Source organism: Bifidobacterium sp. AGR2158 (genome assembly GCF_000424225.1).
GTDB classification, from domain to species: domain Bacteria; phylum Actinomycetota; class Actinomycetes; order Actinomycetales; family Bifidobacteriaceae; genus Bifidobacterium; species Bifidobacterium anseris.
On sequence record NZ_KE384151.1, the window covers coordinates 98,546 to 118,058 of the forward strand.

At 67.5% G+C, this 19,513-nt stretch carries 6 protein-coding genes; 2 read left to right on the top strand and 4 right to left on the bottom strand.

The annotated features are described in order from the left end of the window. Positions 1-57: 57 nt before the first annotated feature. From G606_RS10500 to G606_RS0108800, 4 genes are all read right to left on the bottom strand, one after another. A complete protein-coding gene (locus G606_RS10500) occupies positions 58-1,422 on the bottom strand; it encodes an MFS transporter (protein ID WP_051198793.1) in 1,365 nt (454 codons plus the stop codon). Further along, positions 1,419-2,141, bottom strand: coding sequence for a GNAT family N-acetyltransferase (locus G606_RS10505; RefSeq protein ID WP_051198795.1), 723 nt, complete (start codon positions 2,139-2,141; stop codon positions 1,419-1,421). The genes G606_RS10500 and G606_RS10505 overlap by 4 nt, the downstream gene beginning before the upstream one ends. A 226-nt stretch (positions 2,142-2,367) precedes the next feature. After that, complete coding sequence (locus tag G606_RS10510; RefSeq protein ID WP_051198798.1) at positions 2,368-6,900, bottom strand: ATP-dependent DNA helicase; 4,533 nt, start codon at positions 6,898-6,900, stop codon at positions 2,368-2,370. A 2-nt stretch (positions 6,901-6,902) separates the two neighbouring features. Beyond that, a complete protein-coding gene (locus G606_RS0108800) occupies positions 6,903-11,729 on the bottom strand; it encodes a PD-(D/E)XK nuclease family protein (protein ID WP_051198800.1) in 4,827 nt (1,608 codons plus the stop codon). A gap of 297 nt (positions 11,730-12,026) precedes the next feature. On the opposite strand from G606_RS0108800, the gene G606_RS0108805 reads away from it, so the two are divergent. Both G606_RS0108805 and G606_RS10515 read left to right on the top strand, forming a co-directional pair. Further along, a complete protein-coding gene (locus tag G606_RS0108805) occupies positions 12,027-13,451 on the top strand; it encodes a serine/threonine-protein kinase (RefSeq protein ID WP_081664154.1) in 1,425 nt (474 codons plus the stop codon). A 40-nt stretch (positions 13,452-13,491) separates the two neighbouring features. Then, positions 13,492-19,503, top strand: coding sequence for an Ig-like domain-containing protein (locus tag G606_RS10515; RefSeq protein WP_051198804.1), 6,012 nt, complete (start codon positions 13,492-13,494; stop codon positions 19,501-19,503). Positions 19,504-19,513: the final 10 nt, after the last annotated feature.

The following is a 19,513-nucleotide window of genomic DNA, read 5'->3' on the forward strand; positions in this document are numbered from 1 at the left end:
GGTTGAGGCTTGTTCCACGACCAGTGTAGCGACAGCCGTCGCTATGGCGGCACCGTGCTACAGCGCGTCGCTGTTTTCGCGTTCGATGTCGGCGTTCTTGCGCATGAAGACCCACCAGCCGAGCAGCGCGAAGGGGATCGCGACGGCCGTGTACACCCACGTCATCATGACGCCGGCGTGCGAGTCGAGATGGTCGAGGATCATGCCGCCGAGCAGCGAGCCGAGCGACGCGCCGATTTGGCCGGCCGTCGTCAGCCACGACAGGCCTTCGGTCAGCGACTGTTCGGGCACCGTCTCGCGCACGATCAGGTTGCCGGTCGCGAACAGCGGAGAGACGACGAGGCCGGCGAGCAGCTCGACGGCTCCGAGGACGAAATAGTTGTCCATCGTCGCACGCATGCACGCGAAGCCGACGGCGAGGATCGTCAGGCAGACGATCATGCGGCGCCAATGCGAGCCGCGGTGCTTGCGCGAGCCGAAGTGCAGCGCGCCGATGCACGAGCCGACGGCGACCATCGCGAGCTGCAGACCGAGGAAACGGTCGAGATGGTCGTGCTCCATCGCCGCCGTGATCGACACGTCGAAGGTCGTGAAGCTCATGTTGAAGCAGATGAACGTGAGCATAAGCGGCAGGATGCCGGCGTACAGCAGCACGTTGCGCGTCGCCTTGCGCGACGATGCGGCGAGCGCGTCGCGTGTGCGCAGCGAATCCTGCGGCACGTCGTCGAATTCGCCGCGCGCGAGACGCAGCTCGGGGTCGTCGGCGGCGACCGGCTTCGTCTCGACGATGTGCAGCACCGGAGGTTCGGAACGTTTGAGCGAGAAGAAGATCGTGCCGCCGATCGCGCACGCGGCCGTCGGGACGAACAGCTGCGAGACCGGATGCACCGACGTGGCGAGCGTCGCCGCGAGGATCGGCCCGAAGATGAAGACGATCTCGTCGATCGCCGATTCGAGCGCGTAGGCGGTGTTGAGCAGATCCATGTTGCCGGTGCGTTCGAGCAGATACGTCCAGCGGGTGCGCACGAGCGCGCCGAAGGAGAACTGCGTGGCGCCCATGACGAGCGCAAGCACGAACAGCAGCGGGATCGGCACGCGCGCGAGCGCGCTGAACGCGAACACGAGCATCGCGACGACCTGCACGGCGAGCGCGACGCGGCCGACCCTGCGCTGGCCGAAACGGTCGAACAGGCGTGCGTAGAACGGCGTGACGGCGGCGACGGCGAGGATATAGGCGCCGCTCATCGAACCGGCGATCGTCCAGTTGTCATACAGATGGTTAAGCGCGAGCACGATGCCCAGGCTCATCATGCTCATCGGCAGGCGCGCAAGCGCGGCGGACGCGCAGAACGCCTTCGCGCCGGGCAGCGCGAACATGCGCGCGTACGGCGAACGCGGCTTCGTCGTGGTCGTCCCGCTCATGCGCCGCGCACCTCCGTGTCCTCATGCGGGTCGACGGCTGCGCCGAGCGCCGCGTCGGCGAGGTCGGCGCGGTAGATGAACTGGTCGCCGGTGTTCATGCCGGCGGCGAGGTCGGCGTCCTCCGGATGGTCGGCGGCGATGCGCGCGGCGACGCGCGTCAGGCCCTTGTGGTCGTAGAAGCCGTAGTCGCAGCTCGAATCGGTGTGCAGGAAGAACGCGCGCACGCCCATGACGCGCAGCGCGTCGAGCAGCTGCCGCCACAGCGCGCCGCCGACGCCCATGCCGCGCACGGCCGGGCTGACCATGAACAGTTCGAGTTCGGCCTGCGTCGTCTCGTCGACGTCGGCGTCCTCCTCGAGGATGCGCTCGCGCACGAAGAAGCCGTCCTCGAGCATCGCGACGACGGCAGCGCCGCGCGGATCGGCAACGATGAGCGAGCGGACGCGTCCGAGTTCGTCGTGGGCCTGCGGGAAGAGCGTCGGCGCGTCAGCGACGCGTGCGAGCGTGATGCCGGCGAAGACGCCGTCGTCCGTTTCGGCGAGGTTCGACCATGTGCTCAATTCGAGGTAGTGCAGCGTCAGATAGCGTGCGATGGGCGTCGCGAGCGGCGTACCGGCGATGCCTTCGCGCTGCGGCCAGACGAGATCGAAGCAGTCGGTGACGGCGTCGAGGTCCTCCCAACGCATCGGACGGTAGTGGACGTGGCTGTTCGCATCCATGTGCATTGCTCCTTGTGTGCAGCTTGTGTGCAGTGTGCATTGCGCATGTGTGCCCGCCCACGCATGCCGGGGGTCGTCGATTGCGCGCATCGTCGCAGTGCGTTCCCCTGCGCTGGACCGTCGAGTCCGGATGCGCGCGCGCCGCCGGAGTCTCGCTCCGGCGGCGTCGCCCGTACGTTCAGCGCATCAGTGTAGCCAGCGGTGTCGATTGCGGCAACGTGCTACGCTAACCGCGTGCAGCGGCGGCCTTGTCGCCGTCTTCGCCGCCATCGTCGTCGAAGGCGATGCCGGCGCGGATCTCACGGATGATCGTCGCCTCGTCCTTCGGCTCGGCGTCGATCTGGCGCGCGTCGGCGTCCTCCTCGGAGACGTAGTAGAGCGCGCCGTCGACCGTCTCGAGCGGCACGCCGCGCGCCTTGGCGAGCATGAGCCGATAGAAGTCGAGCTGCCTGAGCTTCTCCTCGATGTCCTCGGATTTGCGCGGCCTGTGGCCGGTCTTCCAGTCGACGACGGTGAAACGCTTCGTGTCGTCGTGCGGATCGAGGCCGCCGATGAAGACGGCATCGAGCTTGCCCTGCACGAGGTTGTCGACGCCGTCGATCGCGACGACGATCGCCTCCTCGGCGGCCTCGGGCACCCGCGACGCCCACGGCGAATCGATGAGCCGGTGCTGCCAGAGCGCGAAGCGACGCGCATCGGCGTCCGCCGCCTCCCCGTCCGCGAGCGCACGCTCGACATCGGCGATCATCCGTGCGCGCGCGGCGCCGTCGTCGTTGAGCCCTGCGCGCACGAAGCGTTCGGCCCATGCGTGCAGGCGCGTGCCGTCCGCGGCCTGCGGCGAGCTCATCGCCGGGATCGGCCGCAATACGCCGGCGACGAGGTCGAGGTCCCGTTCGGCGCGGCGTCGGCGTTCCCGCTCGCCGATGTCCCCGCCGACGGCCTCCCCGTCCGCAGCGGCGGCGCGGCCCAGATCCGCACCGCGCTGCAATGCCGTCGCGTTCATACGCTGTGCGCGCAAGGCGCGACGCGCCTTGTCCTTGAGCAGCGCCAGCAGCTGGTCGGATGGCATGTCCGGCAGCGCGCCGAAGCTCGGGTCGCTGATCAATGCGAGCGCATGCGCGACGAGCGAGCCGGCGCGCACGTTGTCCGGCGCGGGTTCGGCTTTGCCCGAGCGCTCCCAGTCCTCCATTTTCCTGCCGATGCCCTCGACGCCGACGCGCAGCCGTTCGGCCAGTCCGTCGCTCAACGCGAAGGGCCACGGCCGGGATACGGCGTCCGCTCGCTCCTCGATCGGCGTGTTCCATGCGTCGCCGACGACGACGTCGGCGAAGTCGCGCGCATGCTCGCCGACGAAGTAGCCGGCGGGGCGCGCCTCACCGATCTCGTCGAGCGTCCACGCCGTCGGTGCGTCGTCGTCAATCTCGTCGTCCGCGAGCGCGAACGCGCATTCGTATGCCCGCTGTTCGAGTTCGAGAGCCCGTTCCTCGAGCGCTTCGAGTTCCTCCTTGGGCAGGCCGTCCTCGTGTGCCTGTTCGAGTGTGCGCTTCGCCTGCGCCGCCTGTTCGTCGGCTGCGCGCGCCATGTTGTAGCGGGCGATGAGCGCGGGACGGTGCATCGAGCGCGTCCAGCGCGCATCGAGTGCGGCGGCCTCGTCGCCCGTGCCACCTTCGCGTGCCGCCTCGACGGCGGCGACATGCGTGGAAGGGTCGAGCAGCAGCGAATCGTGCACCTCCCTCCAGAACATCGACGAGTCGTTCGGCACGACGACCTCACGTTCCTCGGGATCGTCCCATGCGGCGTATCCGGCGGCGCAGGCCACCGCATGCGCGGCGGCGGCAGTGCGCGGCGAGGCGGAGGCGTCCGCCATGCGCACCGTCGACGCGTCCTCGCTGTAGGTGAGCAGCGCCTCGTCACGGGCGCGCGTCAGCGCCACGTACATCAGGCGGCGTTCGTCGGCGTACAGCCGCCGGCCGAACTCCTCAGTCTGCGGCATCGTCCACAGTTCGGCGTCGCCCCACAGCGCGTCGGCGTTGTGTGGGAAGCCGTCGTCGTTGACGATGTTGTATTCGCGCAGGCTGCCGAACACGTCGTCGTCGAGCAGCCCGACCTCGTCGTCGGCGCCGAGCGCGGCGATCGGGTCGTAGTCGTTCGAGCCGGCGATTCTGCGCGCGTCGCCGGGGAAGGCGGGCAGGATCGCCGCGTCGGAACGCACCGGCACCGGCACGGCGGCCGGGTCGGTGACCCAGGTGTGCGCCTGCGCCTTGTAGTCGGGCGGCGTCCACGCGCCGAGCATGTCGAGCGGGTCGAAGCTCTTTTCGACGCCCGGACGGTCGTCGTATTCGACCTTGAGTCGCTCGCCCTGATTGGACGGGAACTTGTTGCGCTGCAGGCCGACGACGGCGACGGCGTCCCATTCGAGACCCTTCGACTGGTGCACCGTCATCAGGATGACGTCGACCGGCGCGTCCGGCATCGGCGCGGCGCCTTCGTCGACGGAACGCTGCGCGTCGATCCACGACAGGTAGCCGCGCAGCGTCGGCGTCTGCATCGTCGCGATCTCCTGAACGTAGGTGCGCACGGTGCACAGCAGCGCGTCGATCGATGCGCGCGTCGCCGCCGTGTTCGCCGGCGTCTCGCGCCCCATGCCGTGCCGGCGACGTTCCGCGTCCGCGACGAGCATATCGATGTCGAGGTCGAGCGCGTCGACGGCGGCGCGCATGACCTCCTCGATTGGCCCGTAGGCGACCTGCCGCACGCGCCGCAGCACGGCGCCGGCGTGGTGCAGCGCACGTTTGCCGGCCTCGGAGATATGCGAACCTTCGATCGTCTCGTCGGCGTTGTCGTCCATCAGCAGGTCGGCGGCGAAAACGGCGTTCGGCACCTCGCGCGCATGCTCGCGCACGGTGCGTCGCCGCGCAGCGGCGTCGTCCCCGTCCACCTTGTCCACGCCGATGACGCCCGCTTCGATAAGCGCCCGATAGCGGTAGTCGACGTTGCGTTCGTCGGCCATGCGCGCGAGCCTGCGCAGGTCGGCGGCGCCCAGGCCAAAGCGCGGCGTCGCGAGCAGCCGCATCAGCGAGGCCGCATCGGAACGGTCGGCGACGACGTGCATGAGCGCGAGCACGTCGAGTACCTCGGGCTGTTCGAGCAGCGACGACGTGCCGACGGCGAAGGTTGTCAGCCCCGCCTCCTCGAGCGCGGCCTGGAAGGCCGGGATCTGCGCCTTGCCGCGGAACAGCACGGCGACATGCGGTTTCGTGCCCTGCGGATCTTCGCCTTGCGCGACGCGCTCGGCGTCTTCGCGTTCGTGCTTGGCGATCGCGTGCTTCGCGAAACGCACGACACCGTCGATCTCCTGGCCGCGCGTCGCGTAGCCGAGGACGCCGAGCGTGCCCTCGTGCACCTCGGTGTTGCCGTCGCGCGGGATGGACAAGGTGCGCACATCCACTTCGTGCACCCGCACGCTGCTACCGTCGTGCGCCTGGTCGCGCAGCGCGGCCGTCAGGTTGTTCGCGGCCTCGAGCACGACGACGGCGTTGCGCCGTGTCTCGGACAACGCGTACGGCTCGTAGTCGTCGGGCAGCCCGAAGGAGCGCTGGAACAGGCGGAAGGCGCCCGGGCTCGCGCCACGCCACGCGTAGATCGACTGGAACGGATCACCGACGGCGCTTACCGCCGATTTGCCGTCGGGTCCGCAGAACAGCTTCGCGAGCAGCATCGCCTGCGTCGTGGACGTGTCCTGATATTCGTCGAGCAGCACATGCGTGTAGCGGGCGCGGTAGCGTTCGCCGATCGACGGGAAACGGGTGACGAGCTGATGGGCGGCCACCGTGAAGTCACTGAACTCGGCCATGTGGTTGCGCCGCTTCGCGTCCGTATACAGTTGCACAAGCGTGAGCAGCAGCTCGCGTCTGACGGTCGCCTCGCGCATCTGCTTGATGTGGAACTGCTGGATGTGGTCGCGCCAGTAATCGATCTTCTCGTTCGTGCGCATCGCCTGCGCGTACGGCTCACCGTTCGCCTTGACGCGGCGGTCGTACTGGTATTTGCTCAGCCGTTGCGACTTGGGGCTCAGGTCGGGCACGGACGGCGCCTCGTCGTCGACGGCGTCGAAATCGACGCCCATGCCGTCGATGAGCTCAAGGAACGCGCGATCCCATGCGCGAATGCGCGCGATCGCCCCGTCGACGCCGTCGCAGTCGCCGCCGATCATCGAACTCGCGATGTTCGATGAAAGCGCGAAGACGGCGTCGACGATATCGGTGAAGCGCGTGAACTCGACGCCACTGTCCCTGACGACGTCCATATGCTCGCCGACGGTCGTCGCAATGAGCTGGCGCGCGCCGGCCTCGCTCAGCGGCTGCGTCTGCTGGTCGAAGCCGACGAGCAGCCCGTACTGGCGCACGATCGACTGGAAGAACGCGTCGTAGGTGTACACGTCCGGTTTCATGAACATCGACGTCCGCGCACGCACGTCCACGGCCGCCGAAACGCGCGTGAGCAGTTCGGAGGCGGCCTTCTTCGTGAAGGTCAGGCCGAGGATATGCTCGGGCGGCACGCCGTCCTCGATGAGCCTGATGATGCGTTCCGTCATCGTGAAGGTCTTGCCGCTGCCGGCGCCGGCGACGACAAGCAGATCGTCGTCCTTGGGCGCGTCGATGATCTTGCGCTGCTGGAGGCTCGGCGTGGTCTTCCGCGGCTTCTTCGGCTTGCGCTGCGGCTGTCGCGGCTCGTCCATCGGCGTATGCTGCGTGTCCATCGTCACATCCCCTTCGTCTCGTACACGGTCTGCATCTTCTCGGCGCATGCCGGGCAGATCGGTTTGTCATGGCAATACTTGAGGTGCTCCGGCGTCGGATGCGCGTCGATCGTCGACGCCAGCGAGGCGGCGGCCGCGTAGAACACGCGCGCGATCATCGTCAGCGACCATACGAGCAACTTCGATTCGGCGCGCGCGCTCGCCGCCAGCATCGCCCAGACCTCCTCGTCCACACCGTCGGGCGGTGTGATGTCACCGAAGGTCTTGATTTGCGGGAACAATCCGCCGAGCTTTGCGATCGCGTAGGTGCTGTTCGGATCGTTGCGTTTGCCCACTTGGGCCGTGTTGAGCGCATCTCCGTCGAACAGCGGCTCCTGGTAGTGCATCTCCGCCTTCGATTTCTTCGCCGACGGATAGGTCACCTCGGCGACGTCGAACAACGCGGCGCGCGAGACCGGCAGCCGCACGGACCGCATGCCCGCGTCGCCGCCCTCGGTGTGCGGGAAGCGCATCGCCAACTGGTAGCACACGAGCTGCAGGTCGCTGAAGTTCTCGACGCGCCCGTGCGCATGGCCGGTCTTGTAATCGATGAGTCGCCAGCTCAACGCGCCGCCCTCGTCGCGGCGCGTCTCGCGGCGGTCGATGCGGCCCGTCAGGCGGATGCGCATCCGATGGTCCCACTCGCACGGCCAGCCGCCGATGAGCGCGCCCATGACCGCGGCGAGCTGGTCGGCGTCGAGCTGCAGCTTCGTCGCATCGTTGAACGCCGCCGTGACGTCGGCGAGCGTGAAGGACGCGTCAAAGGAGATCTCCGCCTCGGCCTCGACGAGCGTGCCGACCGTCGGCAGGCTGCTATGCGTGTAGCGGCGCGGACATCGTTCGTTCTTCGTCCTCTTCTTGCCGTTACGGCCGATGGAGGTCACCGTGCGCTCCTCGGTCGATTCCGGCCCCTGCTCGTAGATTGGCAGGTTCGAGCGCACGAGATAGTCGGCCGCGTTGAGCAGGGTCTGCCGCGTGCGTTCGTCGCGCAGCGTCGCGTCATAGCGTTCGTCGGCGTCGCGCAGCGTCTGCGGGTCGATGCGCAGCGTCTCGTAGTAGGCGATCATCCGCTCGGCGAGGCGTTCGGCGCGCCGGCGCGCGACCTCGTCCCACGTCGCGTAGTCGGGCGAATCCGATTCACGGAAGCGCGCCTCAAGCTGCGCGTCGCCCAGATCGAGCCGGTCCTGGTAGCCGGGCATGTCCCAGCCCATCCGCGTCGCATGTTCGAGCACGGCATGCACGATTGAGCCGTAGTCGAGCGTGAAGGGCTGCACGGTCGGCCCGAAGAACTCACGTTCCATGCGCGCGCACACCGGGCATCCCCACAATGCGTCCACGGCGGACGGCGACAGGGTGACGACCGGCGCTCCGTCGGCGCCGGTCGGACACGTCGGCCGCGGCGGCCGGGAGGACGACTGCGCGGCGCCGTGGGCGTCCGGCGTGTCCTCGCCGTGCGACGCGGCCGCTTCCCCATGTCTCCAGGGGATGAAGGGCACGTTCGAGATGCTCGGAATCGTCGCGCGCAGCAGACTGTTGCCGTCGCGGCCGCGGCCATGTTCCACGCCGTGTTCCACAGCGGCGTTCGCGTTGGAGTTCGCCGTGGCGGCATCGGTGGACGCGGCGGTCTCCCCCGACTTGCGTTCCGGCCGGTATTCGCCCCACAGGCCAAGGAACGGCCAGTTGCCGGGGCCAGCGTCGGCGTAGCCGTTGACGGCGAGCAGCGCGAGCGCGTCGATGGCGTCGTCCACCTCGGCGTCGTCCACGCCGCCGCCGGCCGCCGCTGCGAGCCGTGCGCGGGCAAGCGCGATGAGGCCGCGCGCGTCCGCGTCGAGCGCCAGCCCGTCACCGTCCCCCAGCCTCGTGTAGACGCGCGTCTCCGGCTTCGCATCTCGCGCGCGGTCGAAATGCTCGGGCATATAGCCATAAAGGAACTCGGAGGGCACCGCGTCGTCGTTGAGCGTCGCGCTGACATGCGCCTGCACGTCAGCGCGCGTCAACGCGACGAGGAAGCTCTTCTGCTCGGTGCCGAGCACCTTCTGCAGCACGATGTCGCGCTGCCCGGTGCGTTCGGCGCGCGTCATGTCGAGCTCGCCGTACAGGCGGATGTCGACGAGGTCCTCGCCGCCGAACATCGTGTTGCGCGCCGCGAGGTTCGGCCATACGCTCTCCTGCACGCCCGGCAGCCATACATGGCGCCAGTGCCGTCCGACGGCACCGGCGGGCGTCGTCAATGTGACGGCCTGGTCGAGTGGCGCCGTCCTCGCGAGCGAATCGGCTTCGATCTGCAGCTGGCGCACCTGGTTGATGAAGGTCGTAATCGACATCGTGCCGCCGTTGCGGTCCACGTAGTCGAACAGGCGCATCGCCACGTCGAGGCGGTCGTTCGCGGCGCGCCCGACCGGCGTGTTGAACAATGCGAGGCGTTGCCAATGGGTTGCGACGTCGCACACGCCCCATGCGGCCTCGAGTGCGAAGCGCGGCCGCGAGGCATCCTGCGTCCCCAACGCGCGCAGCTGCCGCGCGATCCGGCCGACGTACTCCCACAGCCGCGCGAAACGGCGCGCGGGCGCGTTGCGTCCGACGTGGCGGCGGCCTCCGGCCCCGGCGCCGCAGATCGACGCGACCGTCTCGACGACCTTCGGCGCACCGTCGTCGGCGAGCAGCAGATACAGCGCGTCGACACCGAAGCCGACGTCATCGCCGTCCTCGTCGCCGAGCACATGCACGTTGCCGGCGGCGTGCGCAGCGACGGCCGCGTCATGCAGCGCCGTCCACATCCTGCGCAGCTCGCCGAGCGACGAGCCCGCGGCCACATCGTCGGAGACGCCGTCGGCGGCGATCATGTCGAATGGCTGCACCTCATCGTTCGCCGATATGTCCTCGGTCTGCGCGGCGCTGGCACCCCCGTCGACTTCGGCGCAGGTTTCGACGGGCGTGCCGGGCGTACCGAGTGCGGCGCGCGCCGGATCGGCGGCCTCGCCATCATGCACCTTGCGGATCAGTTCGGCGCGGTCCTGCACGTCGGCGATCGACTGCAGCGCGCGCATCGCGGCGTCGATCATATGCATGTCCATCGGATGTGTCGCGTCGTCGTGGGCGTCGTCGCGCTGTTTCGGCGCGACGTCGAGCAGCGGGCTCGCGACGATCGCGCGCACACGCGAACGCACGAAGGCGGCGAGCGCCTTGAGCGGCGTCGTACGCCTCGCGACGCCGTCGCGGCGCAGCTGCGCGAGTTCGATGAGCGAGAACAGTCCTTCGACGAAGGGTTCGTCGGCGAGCGGACGCGTCACCGACGAGAAGCGCACCGGCACGCCGTCGCGGCGCAGACGTTCGCCGTAGGCGCGGATCGCGTCGTTGTCGTGCATGATGACGGCCATGTCGTTCCACGATGTGCCATGAAGCAGATGCTCGGTCTTGATGTGCCACACGACGTCGTCGCTTTCCTCGACCGGCGTGCGGTAGAGCGCCGCGAGCACCGAGTCGTCGGGCGTGACCGGCGCAATCGGGTAGGCACCGGGCAGCGGCGGCATCTTGCCGGGCCGCTGCGGCATCGGCGCGAGACCGTCCTCGCTCGTCGCAATCGACAGGCTCACGCGCGCCTGCACAGTGCGCAGATAGTCGTCGCCGCCGGCGTCGGCGAGCGTGATCCGCGCCGGGCGCAGGCGTTCGTCGATCTGCCTAAACAGGTATTCAGGGTACGAGCCGCGGAACGACTGCACCGACTCGTCCGGATTGCCGACGAGCACGAGCCGCACGCCGCGTCCGTGCAGTGCTTCGAGGAAGCCGAAGCCGGCGAGCGTGAGGTCCTGCACGTCGTCGACGATGACGATGCTCGGCAGGTCGCCCTCGTCGAGCGTGCGGACGGCCTCGGTGCCGGCGACTTGCAGATAGCTGGCGTCGAGACGGTACTCGTCCGGATAGGACGCGCGCATCGTCGCGATGTATTCGGCGCGCAGCGCATATGCGAGCCGCCACTGGATGCGCAGCCGCTCGCCGCGCATGCCGCAGTGCTCGACGGCGGCGAGCATCGCCGCCTCGCTGTCGGCGCCGGCGCCGACCTCGTCCATGCGCGCGAGCATGTCGCGCAACTGGGCGACGAATGCGGCGCTGACGCCCTCCTCAAGCAGCGACTCGGTCGTCGCCGGCGCCGAAGCGTCGTCGTCCTGCGCGGCCGCATCGCCGTCGGCGACGAAGGCGGTCCACCGTTCGTTCTGGAAATAGTCGCGCAGCAGGCGGCACGTGCCGCACATGTCGCCCGAGCGCACATGGTCGAGATGCACGGCGAGCACGCGGCGCAGCAGCGCGTCCTGCTCGGCGCCGTTGAGCAGTCGCGGCAACGGCTCGCCGGCATGCGCGCGCGCCGCGGTCACAAGACGGAACGCGAGCGCGTTGAGCGTCGTCGCCGGACGCGTGCTCGTGCTCACGCCGGTATGGCGAATGAGTTCGGGCGCGTAGTCGTCGGCGAGTCGTCGATTCGAGACGGTGAGCACGGCGTCCTGCGTACCGAAGGCCGTCATCGCCTCCTTCGCCGCGTCGATCGCGAAGGTCGTCTTGCCGCTGCGCGGCGCCCCGACGACGAGCACGCTCGGCGCCGTGCGATCCTTCTGTGCGTCCGTTGATTCCGCGTTGCGCGCGTCGTGGCTGCGCGCGTCGAGCACCGTGCGCACGGGCGCGCTCGCGAGCGCGTCGCGCACAGCCTTGTCGATGGCCGCGGCGGCGCGCTCGTCGGCTTCCTTCTGCTGCTGCGGCTCCTGCGCCCGTTGCGACCGCTTCGATTTCGATTCCTGCATGGCGTTCCCCTTGGATCCGGCCAATCGTTCCTTCATCCGGCCGCCAGCTTCGGCAACCGGCCCGGTTTCCCAGCATAACGCCTCGGCGCTCCGCGCGCCATCGGCTGCATCGTCCGACACGCCCGTGGAACGGCGGCATCCGCATCGTGAGTAGCGCCGTGTGCTTGACCACCATTTCGGCCATGATGGTGCAGAGAGGAACGACACGCGCATACGCGCGCCGTCGCCGATGTGGACCCGGGGGCGGAACCGCGTCGGCGACGGCGCGGCGAGGGCGAAAAGGACGGAATCAGCTTCATGCCACAAAGGACCGCATCCACAGCCGCACGCAAACCGGCGGGCACCCCGGTGCCTCCACGTCTGAGGGGATACCGCTACGTGGGCGTCATCGGCAAGGGCTCAACGGCCTACGTCTTCCGCTACCGGCAGGAGGCGACCGAACGCGACGTGGCTATCAAGGTCGGCACGACGCATCTCGATTCGAAGGCAGGCGCGCGCTTCAAGACCGAGGCGGTCTTCATGGCGTCGCTGCAGCATCCGAACATCCTCACCGTCCACGGCGCGGGCGTCACCGACGACGGCCGTCCGTACACGATCTTCGAATACGCTCCCGCCGGATCGGTCAAGGACATCATCGCCAAGCAGGGCGTCTATTCGGTCGAACGCACGCTCGACTATGGCGTGCAGCTCGCGAGCGCGCTCTATCTCGCGCACCGCAGCAACACCGTGCACCGCGACCTCAAGACGAGCAACATCCTGATCACGGCGCAGGGCGTGCCGGCGATCGCCGATTTCGGCATCGCGACGAACATCTACGACCATCGCAGCACCGGCTATTCGCCGCCGTGGGCGCCGCCGGAGGTCATCGCCTCGCGCGGCTCGGGCGACGACCGCAGTGACATCTATTCACTCGCGGCGACGCTGTATGCGATGCTCGCCGGCAAGTCGCCGTTCGAATACGCGTACAATCCGCACACGATCGACGAGCTCGTCGACTGCATCATGCACAAGCCGGTGCTGCCGATCAACCGCGCCGACGTGCCGCAATCGCTGCAGCGGGTGCTGCTCAAGGCGCTCGACCCGGATCCGGCGAACCGCTATTTCACAGCCGTCGAATTCGCGCGCGCGCTCCAGGAGGTGCAGATCCAGCTGTACGGGCATGCGATGCCGGTCAACGTGCAGGGCATCGAGCCGTATCCGACGCGCGCCGCGATGGCGACGGCGGGCGCGCAGGGGGCGTTGCCGGCCGCGCCGGCCGCGCAGCCGAAGAACCGCAAGCCGCTCATCATCACGGCGGTCGTCGTCGCCGTGCTCGTCGTGTTCGGCATCGTCTTCGCCGCTGTCATCCTGCCGAACATCGACCGTTCGGGGGACACGAAGACGGCCGCCGTCGTCAACCCGGGCATGAATGGCACGTCGGAAGGCGACGACGATGATGACGACGTCACGGCGACGGTGCCCTCGCCGATTGAACTGTCCGGCGCCTATCAGGGCGACACCGTCAAGTTCACGTGGAGCAACCCCGATCCGCAGGACGGCGACCGCTACGCATGGTCGGTCATCGACGGCACGGGCTCCGGGCAGGCGAACGCGAAGCTGATCGAGGGGACGTCGGTCGAGGTTCCGGCCTCGGACGGCGCGCAGACCTGCATCCAGGTGAGCATCGTGCGCCAGGACCGGCGCATGTCGTCGACGCCGGCGACCACCTGCGCGGTCAAGTGAACGGCACAGACACTACGGAGATGATGGAGAAGAGGCGACGATGAAGTTCAACGGCAAGCGTATGGACGGCGGATACGAGCGCGACACGCGCCGCAAGGAACGGCTGCAGTCCATTCTGCGCACCGGCAGGAGGCCGTGGCTCGTGCCGCTCGTGTGCCTGCTCGCCGTGCTCGCCGTCATCGTCGGCGCGTTCATCGTCAGCTCGGTCACCGAACGCCACCTCAAGCTCGACGACGGCACCGTGTGGGTGACGTCGCTCAACGACGGCAAGGCGGCGCGCTTCAACGTGGCGTTGCAGGAGCCGGACGTGGCCGTCATGGCCAGCGGCGCGCAGTTCGACGTCGCGCAGGCGGGCGCCGTCACGATGCTCGACGAGGACGCGTCGACGGCGTCGATCGACCAGGCGACGGTGTCGATGGCCGACACGACGCCGACGAAGAACGGCATCCGCACGTATGTGGGCGGCGACACCGTCGCGATGTTCGACACGCAGCGCGGCAGCGTCTGGATCGGCGACGCCTCGGACGTCAAATCGATCCGTCCCGTCGACAGCGACCCGACGATGAAGCTCGGCGTCGGCGGCAAGATCGCCGTCACGCACGACGGCACCGTCTACGGCTACCGTCCACGCGACGCGAAGGTCCTCGCCGTCAATCCGGCATCGTCGATGGAGCCGCGCGAGGTCACGCAGCTCGCCGACGGCGCGCAGTCCGCCGACTCGTTCACCGTCGTCGGCGACCATCCGGTCATCTCCTCCGGCGACCGTCTCATCTGGGACAAGGACGGCAGCGCCGAATTCGAGGACGCCGGACCGTTGACGCTGCAGGCGCCGAGCGTCGACGGCGAGCAGGACGACTGGGTCGCCGCCAGCGCGCAAAGCGGCCTGGCGCTCGTCGACCTGTCGGCGAAGAACGGCGATCCGCTGCTGCTGAGCTCGGGCGCCAAAGGCGAGCCGGCGCAGCCGGTGTCGCTCGGCGGCTGCGTGCAGGGCGCGTGGGCGCAGCAGGCGCACAACGCGATCAAGGTGTGCTCGGCCGATTCGGACGCGCAGTTCACGACGCTCGAGGAGATCACGCCCACCTCGCAGCTCGTCTACCGCGTCAACCATCGCCGCGCCGTGCTCAACGACGTGCTCAACGGCAACCTGTGGAACCCGGACGTCGACACGAGCGTCATCAAGATCCAGTGGAAGAAAATCGAGACCAAGCAGGAAAGCCGCGAACAGAACAACGACGAATCGACGAACAGCAAACGCAACTTCGAGAAGCAGTGCTCGTCGCAATCGGGGCAGATCAAAGCCGCGGACGACGAGTTCGGCGCGCGCGTCGGCTCCCACCAGATCCTCGACGTGCTGCGCAACGACGAGCAGACCGACTGCTCGGTGCTGCGCATCACGTCGGTGAGCGCGCCGAAGAACAGTTCGATCACCGTCTCGCCGATCTACGACGGCCGCTATCTGCAACTCAACGCCTCCGACGCGTCGACCGGCACGGCGAGCTTCACCTATGAGATCAGCGACGGCCGCGACCAGACGAGCTCGGCGACGGTCACGCTCAAATTCGAATCCAACTCCGGCAACCATGCGCCGCGCCAGACGGAAACGCCCGAGCAGATCGACGTCGAGCAGGGCGCAAGCTACACCGGCAACGCGCTTGGCGGCTTCGTCGACGAGGACGGCGACCCGCTCACGCTCGTCGACGCGCACGTCGAGAACACCGAGGAGGCCACCGTCTCGACGCGCGCCGACGGCCAGCTCACGTTCAACGCCGGGTCGATGAATTCGGGACGCGCGACCGTCAAACTCACCGTCTCCGACGGCAAGGAGACGGCGACCGGCACGATGTACTTCGCCGTGCGCCCGGCGCATACGCTGCCGGCGAGCATCGATCCGGTCGTCAAGCGCACAACGCCGAACACAGCCACGCAGATCGACCTCAAGCCCTACGTGCACGGCACCTCCGTCGACCCCGTCAAGATCAGCGACGTCGAAGCCCCGGACAAGACGACCGCCTCGCCGCACCCCTCGGACATGGGATTCACGTTCACGGCGCAGCAGACCGGCACCTATTACGTCTCCTACACGGCCACACAGGGCACGATCCCCGCGACCGGCCTCGTGCGCGTCGAAGTCGAGGCGCTGACGAAGGACGAGTCGCGCCCGGTCGCCGCGAACGACGTCGCATTGCTCGGCGCAGACAACACGGCGATCGTCGAACCACTGACGAACGACGTCGATCCGCTCGGCGGCGTCCTTTCGGTGACCGACGTCCGCGCGCCGGCCGATTCGAGCATCAAGGCCGGCATCGTCTCGAACAAACGCGTCTACCTGACGGCGATGCAGCTGCCGACGGCTCCCGTCGAGATCGAATACACGGTCGCGAACGCGGCCGGATCGTCAACCGGCACGATCGTGCTGCAGCCGCCGGCGCTGTCCGGCGCGAGCAGCGCGCCGAAAGCGAGCAACGTCGACGTCTCTGTGCGCACCGGCGGCATCGTCTCCGTCGACGTGCCCGACCATGTGACCTATGCGGACGGCACGACGATCACACTGAGCAACAAGCTGCAGTACGACGCGAGCACGTTCAAGGGACTCGTGTTCGTCGCCTCCGACATCGTGCGCTACCAGGCGCCGGGCGAACCCGGCTCCTACCCGGTGACCTACACCGTCACCGACACGCTCGGCAACAGCGCTTCGGCGACGATCACGTTCAACGTCCATCGCGCCGACGCCGAGGCGAAGTCCGCCGCAAGCCCCAAGGACGTCGAGGCGCAGGTCGCCGCCGGTCAAAAGATCCGCATCCCAATCACGCTGCGCGGCATCGACAACGATGGCGACGACGTGCAGCTGCTCGGTCTGGGCAACACGGTGCCGCAGCTCGGCCGCATCAGCGAAGTCAGCGCCGACTACCTCGTCTACGAAGCGTACGAGGATTCGTCGGGCACCGACGAGTTCAGCTACGCCGTCGAGGACTGGACCGGACGGCGCGCGCAGGCGAACGTGCGCGTCGGCATCTTCAAGAGCGGCGCGAACTCGAGCGTCTACGCGCGCGACGACACGGTGACGCTGCGCCCGAACACGGCGACGACGGTGCCGGTGCTCCTCAACGACGTCGCGAGCGACGACAGCAAGCTCACCGTCGTCAAGGAACTCGAGGCGCAGGGCGTCGTCGACGCGAAGGTGACGAACGACATGGTCTCGTTCACGACGCCGTCGACGGCCGGCACCGGCTACATCGTCTACACGATCAAGAACAAGGCGGGCCTGACCGATCGCGCGACGCTCACCGTCAACGTCGACCCGAAGGCGCCGATCGAGCCGCCGACCGCCTATGACTACCACGTGCCGGCGATCGCGACGATCGACAAACGTTCGGTCGACGTCGACGTCTCGAAGTTCATCGCGAACCCCTCCGGCTCGAGCGACGTGCTCGCCGTCGACGTCGACGAGTCGGCGCGCGACCACGCGCACATCGCCTCCGGCAAGAAGACGACGATCTCGATCGACCTGACCGACGAGGCGCGCGCCGTGCCGTACACGGTCACGAACACCGAGCACGACATCACGTCGACGGCCTTCATCATGGTGCCCGCCTACGGCGTCTTCCCGCCGCAGCTGCGCCCGAAGGCGCCGCCGCTCAACGTCAACGCCGGATCGTCGATCACGATCAACATCGCCGACTATGTGCGCGTCGGCGTCGGCAAGACGGCGGTCGTCGAGAAGGATTCGGTCAGCGCGACGAAGGCCGCGAACAACGACCTCTACGTCAACGACCAGACGCTCAAGTTCACGGCGGCGAAGAACTACGGCGGCCCCGCGTCGATCACGTTCACGGTGACCGACGGCAAACGCGAAGGCAAAGGCAACGTCAAGATCGTCAATTCGTCGGTCATCACGCTGCCGATCACCGTCATCGGCCATGAGATGCCTGCGCCGACCTTCTCGTCGACGACCGTCGACGTCGTCGCCGGCGAAAGCCCGACGACGATCGATCTGCGCGCGCTGACGCACACAACCGAATCCGACGAGGACGCGAAGTTCAGGTATTCGGGCGGCACGACCTCCGGCGGCATCACGGCAAGCGTGGACGCCGACGGCAAGCTCACCGTGAGCGCGGAGACGACGGCGAAGCCGGGCGCGACCGCGTCGATCCCGATCACGATCGCCTACGGCAGCAACGGCGGCGTCGTGCAGGCGGGCCTCACGGCGCGCGTGACGGCGTCGACGCGACCGCTCGCGCGCGTCAATGGCACAACGACGCGCATCAAGGCCGGCGAAACGAAGACCGTCGACGTGCTCGCCGACGCCTACAACCCGTTCCCCGATTCGCCGCTCAAGATCGTGTCCGCGGCCAGCGACGACGGCGGCAAGCTGTCCGTGTCGGTCGACGGTTCGCGCATCTCGGTGACGGCGGCGAAGGATATCGGCGCATCGTCGACGCGCGTCCTCGTGACGATCGGCGACGCAACCGGCAGTGCCGACCGCCAGGTGACGGCCACCTACACGTTCTCGGTCGTGGACAGGCCGGACGCGCCGATCATTCACAACAAGGCCGAATCACAGGACGGCGCCGTCATCGTGAGCTGGACACCGGGCAACGCGAACGGCAGCCCGATCACTGCATATGAAGTCAGCTGGAAGGACGGCAAGAAGCTGTGCGATCCCGGTTCCTCCTGCCTGATTTCCGGCCTGAAGAACGGTACTGAGTACACGTTCACCGTGCGTGCACAGAACGAAGTCGGTTGGTCCGAATCCTCCGACACCGCCAACGGCAAGCCGGACAAGACGCCTGATGCGCCACAGGATGTGCGAGTGATCGGCGGCTACCAGAAGCTGCATGTGTCCTGGAGCGCGCCAAAGGACACGGCGAGCGCGCCAAAGAGCTATACGGTCACCGTCAATGGTACGCCGCGCCCGTCTGAGGGCTTGAAAACCGAGTTGGATATCCCGCTTGACAACAGCGCAATCGGCGATGGCACGTTCTCGGTCACCGTGACGGCGACGAACGAGGTCGGCACGGGCACGCCTTCTGAGCCCAAGACCAATGCGGACAAGGTCTACGGCGATCCGGAAGCGCCAAGCGTAGTGGCGAAGCAGACCGCAGAAGACAAAATCGTCCTCACAGCCACCGTCAACAACACGCGCAATGCCGGCTGCTCGACGATTACGTTCGGATCTTATGGATCCGTAGATTGCTCCGGCAAAACCGTTGAGAAGCAAATCCACATTGAAGATGACAACATGTATTTCAAGGATTTCTCCGTGACGGCGACCATCAATCCAGAAAAGCCTGGAGCGAAGCCGAGCACATCCGCGCCGTCTGCACCGATTCCAATCACAGTGAACATCGGTGCCGTCACAATCACCAAGCTTGAAGGCTCCGGCAAAGTCTGCACAGTGGCTTGGAAATCCACAGGCAGAGTCAAGGAAGTGAAGCTTGATTTCGGTTCTGCATCAGGCATGAAGGAACCTCGTGGTTCCGCCACAACGGACATCAATCCTTGGGATACATGTCCGCCAGCTGAGGTGACACCGTATTTCATGAATAAACCTGGCGATAAGAAGGACTCCAAGCACAACACCGAATACAAGTACAAAGTGAATCCACATATCGATCAAGGCAAGTTCTGGCTCGAATGGGACAGGACCGATCCCAACAAGATCCACGTCCATAACGACGGTGCCGTGGACGCCTACACGCAGGACTACACGTACGAACTGACCGTACCGGGCGCGCCGCAAGCCTATACGCAGAAGGACACGGTGGAAGTTCAGGCTAGCGACAGCACCCCCAAGGACGCACGTTGGAATCTTAAAGTGACGATGGCCGAAGACCAAAACTTCACAGCGTCCATCGACGGTCAGGTGCGCGGCATCCGCGCGACGAAGCCAGCTCCGACGCCGGATCCGTCGCCGTCGCCGAGCGAGCCGGAGCCTTCGCCGTCGCCTTCGGAAAGCGGCGAGGCCCAGCCGAGCGCCTTCCGTCAGCGTGCACTGCGGCCTTACGGGCAGCTCGTCGCCGTGCCGGGCAGCCGCTCGATGGTATTCCTGTAAGCCACCGCGC

What these genes read in the sequence shown, in the direction of transcription:
- G606_RS0108800 (WP_051198800.1), bottom strand. Translation starts at nt 11,729, where the DNA reads ATGCAGGAATCGAAATCGAAGCGGTCGCAACGGGCGCAGGAGCCGCAG.
- G606_RS10515 (WP_051198804.1), top strand. Translation starts at nt 13,492, where the DNA reads ATGAAGTTCAACGGCAAGCGTATGGACGGCGGATACGAGCGCGACACG.
- G606_RS10500 (WP_051198793.1), bottom strand. Translation starts at nt 1,422, where the DNA reads ATGAGCGGGACGACCACGACGAAGCCGCGTTCGCCGTACGCGCGCATG.
- G606_RS10505 (WP_051198795.1), bottom strand. Translation starts at nt 2,141, where the DNA reads ATGGATGCGAACAGCCACGTCCACTACCGTCCGATGCGTTGGGAGGAC.
- G606_RS10510 (WP_051198798.1), bottom strand. Translation starts at nt 6,900, where the DNA reads ATGGACACGCAGCATACGCCGATGGACGAGCCGCGACAGCCGCAGCGC.
- G606_RS0108805 (WP_081664154.1), top strand. Translation starts at nt 12,027, where the DNA reads ATGCCACAAAGGACCGCATCCACAGCCGCACGCAAACCGGCGGGCACC.